The following is a 5,556-nucleotide window of genomic DNA, read 5'->3' as shown; positions in this document are numbered from 1 at the left end:
AGTGATGGCCTCTACGAACATCGATCAGCTCACCGCCGCGCAGATCGCCGCAGGCGTCGCTGCCGGCGACTTCAGTGCCACCGAGGTTGCGCAGGCGTCGCTGGCCGCCATCGAGGCGCGCGAGGGCGACGTCCGGGCGTTCCTGCAGGTAGCACCCGAGCTCGCGCTCGGCGCGGCCGCTCGCGTGGACGCCGACCGCGCAGCCGGCAAGCCCCTGCCGCCGCTCGCCGGCGTGCCCCTGGCCGTCAAGGACAACATGAACCTCGTGGGCACGCGCACGACCTGCGCCTCCCGCATGCTCGAGAACTACGAGAGCGTCTACACCGCCACCTGCGTCCAGCGCATGCTCGACGCCGGCTGCCTGCCCATGGGCAAGGCGAACATGGACGAGTTCGCGTTCGGCTCCTCGACCGAGACCTCGGCCTTCCACCGCACGAACAACCCCTGGGACACCGAGCGCGTGCCCGGCGGCTCCTCGGGCGGCTCGGCGGCCGCGGTCGCAGCGGGCGAGGTCGCGCTCTCGCTCGGCTCCGACACCGGCGGCTCCATCCGTCAGCCCGCCTCGCTGTGCGGCGTCGTGGGCATGAAGCCGACCTACGGGGCGGTCAGCCGCTACGGCGTGGTCGCCTTCGGCAGCTCGCTCGACCAGGTTGGACCCTTCGGCCGCACCGTGGCAGACGTCGCGCTTGCCATGAACGCGCTGGTCGCGGGTGGTCACGACCCCTACGACTGCACGAGCCAGGACTGCCCCGTCGACTTCATGGAGCATCTCGAGGACCCCATCGAGGGCAAGCGCGTGGGCATCATCCCGTCCTTTATGGAGGCGGATGGCCTCACGCCCGAGGTGCGCTCCGCCGTCGAGGCGGCCGCCCGCAAGCTCGAGGAGCAGGGCGCCGAGCTCGTTGAGGTCGACCTGCCGCATCTCGACGCCGCCATCGCCGCCTACTACGTCATCGGCCCGGCCGAGGCGTTCTCCAACCTCGCGCGCTTCGACGGCATCCGCTATGGCTACCAGGAGAAGGGCTGCTCCAACCTCACCGAGCAGAGCTCGCTTTCCCGCGCGCACGGCTTCGGCCCGGAGGCCAAGCGCCGCCAGATGCTCGGCGCCTACCTGCTCAGCTCCGGCGTCTACGACAAGTACTACTACGCTGCGCAGAAGGCGCGCACGCTGATCACGCAGGACTACGGCCGCGCCTACCAGAAGGTCGACACGATCCTCATGCCCGCCTCCCCGCGCACCGCGTTCAAGTTCGGCGAGATCAGCGACCCGACGCAGATGTACCTCTCGGACCTGTACACCATTAGCATCAACATCTGCGGCAACGGCGGCGTCTCGGTCCCGTTGGGCCTCGGCGCGGACACCAACCTGCCCGTCTCTGCCCAGCTCGTCGGCCCTGCGTTCAAGGACCGCCAGCTCCTCACGTTCGCCCGCGCGCTCGAGTGCGGTTTCGCCGATTCCGCCACCGGTGCGCCGGCCCTCGCCGTCGCGCCCGGCCTCGCCGGGAAGGGGGGTGAGCTCTAGTGAAGGAGCTCTCCGAGGTACTCCAGGACTGGGAGGCCGTCATCGGCCTCGAGATCCACACCGAGCTCACCGCGCTCGAGACGAAGATGTTCTGCAACTGCCGTCTCTCGCACGACGACGAGCCCAACGCCAACGTCTGCCCCGTGTGCCTGGGCCTGCCCGGCGCCCTGCCCGTGCCCAACAAGAAGGCCATCGAGAGCATCGTCAAGGCCGGCCTCGCTACCAACTGCGAGATCCAGAAGCACTCGATGTTCTACCGCAAGCACTACTTCTACCCCGATATGGCCAAGAACTTCCAGACCACCCAGGGCCCGGTCGCCTTCGCCATGTACGGCCACCTCGACCTCGACGTGACCGGCCAGGGCGCCGCCGAGCGCCCCGACTGCGCGTTCGGCGCGGCCGAGGCCGAGAGCCTCGCGTCGGCGTCCGCGGGTGCCGAGGGCCTCTCGACCGCGATGACGGCGCAGATGCGCGAGGGCAATCAGCGCGCCGGGCACCTGGCCAGCTACGACGCCTCCAACATGCAGATGCCCGAGCGACGCGCCGATGGCTCCTACACGGTGCCCATCCGCATCCTGCGCATCCACATGGAGGAGGACGCGGCAAAGATGGTGCACGTCGGCGGCGAGGAGGGCCGCATCGGCGGCGCGGCCGAGTCGCTCGTGGACTACAACCGCTGCGGCACGCCTCTGATCGAGCTCGTGACCGAGCCCGACCTGCGCACGCCCGAGGAGGCGCGCCTCTTTATGGAGAAGCTCCGCCACATCTTCGTGACGCTGGGGATCTCCGACTGCTCCATGGAGAAGGGCTCGATGCGCTGCGACGGTAACGTCAGTCTGCGCCGCCGCGGCTCCACCAAGCTCGGGACCAAGACCGAGCTCAAGAACCTCAACTCCTTCAAGAGTCTCCACGACGGTCTCGCCTACGAGATCTGCCGCCAGGCCGAGGTGCTCGAGGAGGGCGGCATCATCTACCAGGAGACCCGCCACTGGGAGCCCTCGCGCAAGCGCACCGTCGTCATGCGCGTCAAGGAGACCGCCGACGACTACCGCCTCTTCCCGGACCCCGACCTCGCGCCGTTCGACCTTACCGACGACTTCATCGAGGGCTGCCGCAAGCAGATCCCCGAGCTGCCGGATGCCAAGCGCGACCGCTTCGAGCGCGACTTCGGCCTGAAGCCGGCCGACGCCGAGCAGCTCGCGGGCGAGCCCGCGGTTGCCGACTTCTTCGAGCAGGCCGTGGAGGGTGCGGACAAGAAGGCTGTGCCGACTATCGCCAACGTCATGGTCAACCTCGCGCCCAGCTACGACGCGCTCACTCCGGCGCAGGTCCGCTGCATCGGCGCGCTGCTCGCGGCCGATGCGATCACGTTCGCGCAGGCGCGCGAGGTGCTCGACGAGGTCAACGGGACCGACAAGGACCCCGAGAAGGTCGTCGACGAGCGCGGCATGCGCCAGGTCACGGACACCGCGGCGCTCGAGCCCATCGTCGACGAGGTGCTCGCCCGCTGCACCGACCAGGCCCAGCAGTACCGCGACGGCAACAAAAAGGTCATCGGCTACCTCGTCGGCCAGTGCATGAAGGCCGCCAAGGGCTCCGGCAACCCGAAACTGTTCAACCAGCTCCTTGCGCAGAAGCTCGCGTAGCGCGGTGAATTCTCGCATTCCCCGAGTTCCCGGCGGCGGAATCGGCTCTCCACGCTGACTCCGCCGCCGGATTTTTGTAATCGGGGCGCCTCGAACAGATTCCGTCCGATTTGGCGGCAGTTTGGGCGTTGCCGAGGATGACAATAGCATGGCCGGTGCGCAAAACTCGCTTAGGGCCACGTCGGGGATTTGCTCAAGCGCAAAACTCGATTAGGGCCACGTACTTTTGAGCCCTCTTGGGCTGTTTTCGTCATTCGCCCCGACAAAACCGCAGGTATCGAATTCTGAAGCTCGTTTCATCCCCAAAATCATGTGGCTCGAATCGAGTTTTGTGCATCGAATCTGCTTCAGCGTAGCCCTAAGCGAGTTTTGCGCATAAGATTCGCCCTGGCGTACCCGTGCCAGTCCGTGTCGGCGTTATCAGCAGATTTAAGATGCGGGCCAAGCGCCCCGCGTGCCTTCCCCGCATCGTTTTCCCCAACCCTCCGAAACACGGTTGAAATACTCGGCTACACATGTCAGACTTCACCGCGGCGCATCGGCAACGGGAACGGAGGAGCGGGATTTGAGCAGCGAGAAGGGCTTGAGCCGGGAGCGGGCGCAGGCGGAGGAGACTCAGGCATGTACGGCCCAGGCGCGGACGGCGGAGAACCAAGCGCGGGCGGCGGAGGCCCAGGCGCGTACTGCCCAGGCACCGGCAGCGCAGACCCAGACGCGTACGGCTCAATCGCAGGCAGCGCAGGCCCAAGCGCGTACGGCCCAGGCCAAGGCGACCCGGGCGGCGCAAGCACTGGCGCAGGAGCCCGAGCTCGAGCGTGAGCTGGAGCTCGACCAGGGCAGGACCGCGTACGAGGGCGACCCGCTCGCGCCGATCTGCGAGGACCAGACCGACGAGGAGGGCCGGATCGCCGACGAGGTGTCGGAGCGCCGCACCGAGGGCTATGGCAAGCTGAGCTTCTTCCTCATGCTGAACCTCGGCCTCATCCTCACCGCCGTCGCTATGGTGCTCTTCAAGACCCCGAACCACCTCGCGTTCGGCGGCACGACGGGCGTGGCCATCGTGCTGGGCGCGCTCTTCCCACAGCTGCCGGTCTCCACCTTCATGTGGATCCTCAACGTAGCCCTCGTCATCCTTGGCTTCGTCTTCCTCGATCGCAAGGCCATGATCTGGAGCTCGTTCGCCTCGATTGCGCTGTCGGCATACGTCTCGCTCTTCGAGTGGATCTTCCCCGTGACACAATCGATCACGGGCGACCTCACGCTCGATGTCTGCTTCGCCGTGCTGCTGCCCGCCGTGGGCAGCGCGCTCGTCTTCGACATTGGAGCCTCGACGGGCGGCACGGACATCCTGGCCATGATCCTGCGCAAGCGCACCGACGTCGAGATCGGCAAGGCGCTCTTTGTGGTCGACATCGCCATCGTGTGCTCCGCCGCCGTCATCTACGGCCCGCGCGTCGGCCTGTGGTGCATCCTCGGCCTCGTGGCAAAGACCTTCGTCGTCGACTCCGCCATCGAGTCCATCCGTCAGCGAAAGGTCTGTCAGGTCATCTGCAAGTACCCGCACGACGTCGAGGAGTTCATCGTGCGCACGCTCGGCCGCACCGCGACGGTGATGACAGGCTGGGGAGCCTACACGGGCAAGCGCGTGATCATCCTGAACTCGGTCCTCACCAGACGCGAGGCGATGGAGCTCAGGCTCTTTGTGCGCAGCGTCGACCCGGGCGCGTTCATCACCATCACGAGCAGCTCCGAGATCATCGGCCGCGGCTTCCGCGGGGTCAACTGACGCGAGGCGCGGCAAGAAGGGTGCCGGCGCAGGGAAACGCAGGGCGCGGCGCCCTTCTTGCTCCTCAGTGTTACTTATGTGAGGCAATTTCTCCCTGCGCCGCCGCCCGGCCGTAGACTGACCTCATCTTCAAAACCGCTACTGGGGGAGTAAGCCATGAACATCACCAGAAGGAACTTCGTCGCGGGCGCCGGCCTCGCGACGTCCATCGCCGCCCTCGCCGGCTGCGGCTCGGGCTCTGGCTCGTCCGCCTCGGGCGACAAGGCCTACAAGATCGGCGTCGTCCAGCTCACCGAGCACTCCGCGCTCGATGCCGCCAACCAGGGGTTCTGCGACGCCGTCAACGCCTCCGGCCTGAACGTCTCCATCGACCAGCAGAACGCCCAGAACGACCAGTCCGCCTGCCAGACCATCGCCTCCAAGTTCGTGGGCGACGGCGTCGACCTGATTTACGCCATCGCCACCCCCGCGGCCCAGGCAGCGGCCGCCGCGACGGCCGACATCCCCATCGTGGGCTGCGCCATCACCGACTATGCCGCCTCCGGCCTCGTCAAGGACAACGATAAACCGGGCACCAACGTCACCGGCGCCTCCGACCTCAC

General features: G+C 67.2%; 4 protein-coding genes. All 4 read left to right on the top strand.

The genetic code is table 11. The features are described 5' to 3' along the window. The first annotated feature begins 4 nt into the window (after window positions 1-4). Complete coding sequence (gene gatA / locus ACT84W_RS08230) at window positions 5-1,522, top strand: Asp-tRNA(Asn)/Glu-tRNA(Gln) amidotransferase subunit GatA (RefSeq protein ID WP_444328854.1); 1,518 nt, start codon at window positions 5-7, stop codon at window positions 1,520-1,522. Beyond that, the gene (gene gatB, locus ACT84W_RS08225; RefSeq protein WP_444328853.1) at window positions 1,522-3,168 is read left to right on the top strand and encodes an Asp-tRNA(Asn)/Glu-tRNA(Gln) amidotransferase subunit GatB; all 1,647 of its coding nucleotides are present in this window, start codon (window positions 1,522-1,524) and stop codon (window positions 3,166-3,168) included. Before gatA ends, gatB begins: the two co-directional genes overlap by 1 nt. A 565-nt stretch (window positions 3,169-3,733) precedes the next feature. Then, on the top strand, window positions 3,734-4,954 hold the full coding sequence (locus tag ACT84W_RS08220) for a YitT family protein (RefSeq protein ID WP_444328852.1): 1,221 nt from the start codon (window positions 3,734-3,736) through the stop codon (window positions 4,952-4,954). A gap of 156 nt (window positions 4,955-5,110) precedes the next feature. Next, on the top strand, window positions 5,111-5,556 hold a 446-nt coding region (locus tag ACT84W_RS08215; RefSeq protein ID WP_444328851.1), incomplete at its 3' end, for an ABC transporter substrate-binding protein.

Source organism: Paratractidigestivibacter sp. (assembly GCF_052362415.1).
Taxonomy (GTDB): Bacteria; Actinomycetota; Coriobacteriia; order Coriobacteriales; family Atopobiaceae; genus Paratractidigestivibacter.
This window is presented reverse-complemented; position numbering and strand designations above follow the sequence as displayed.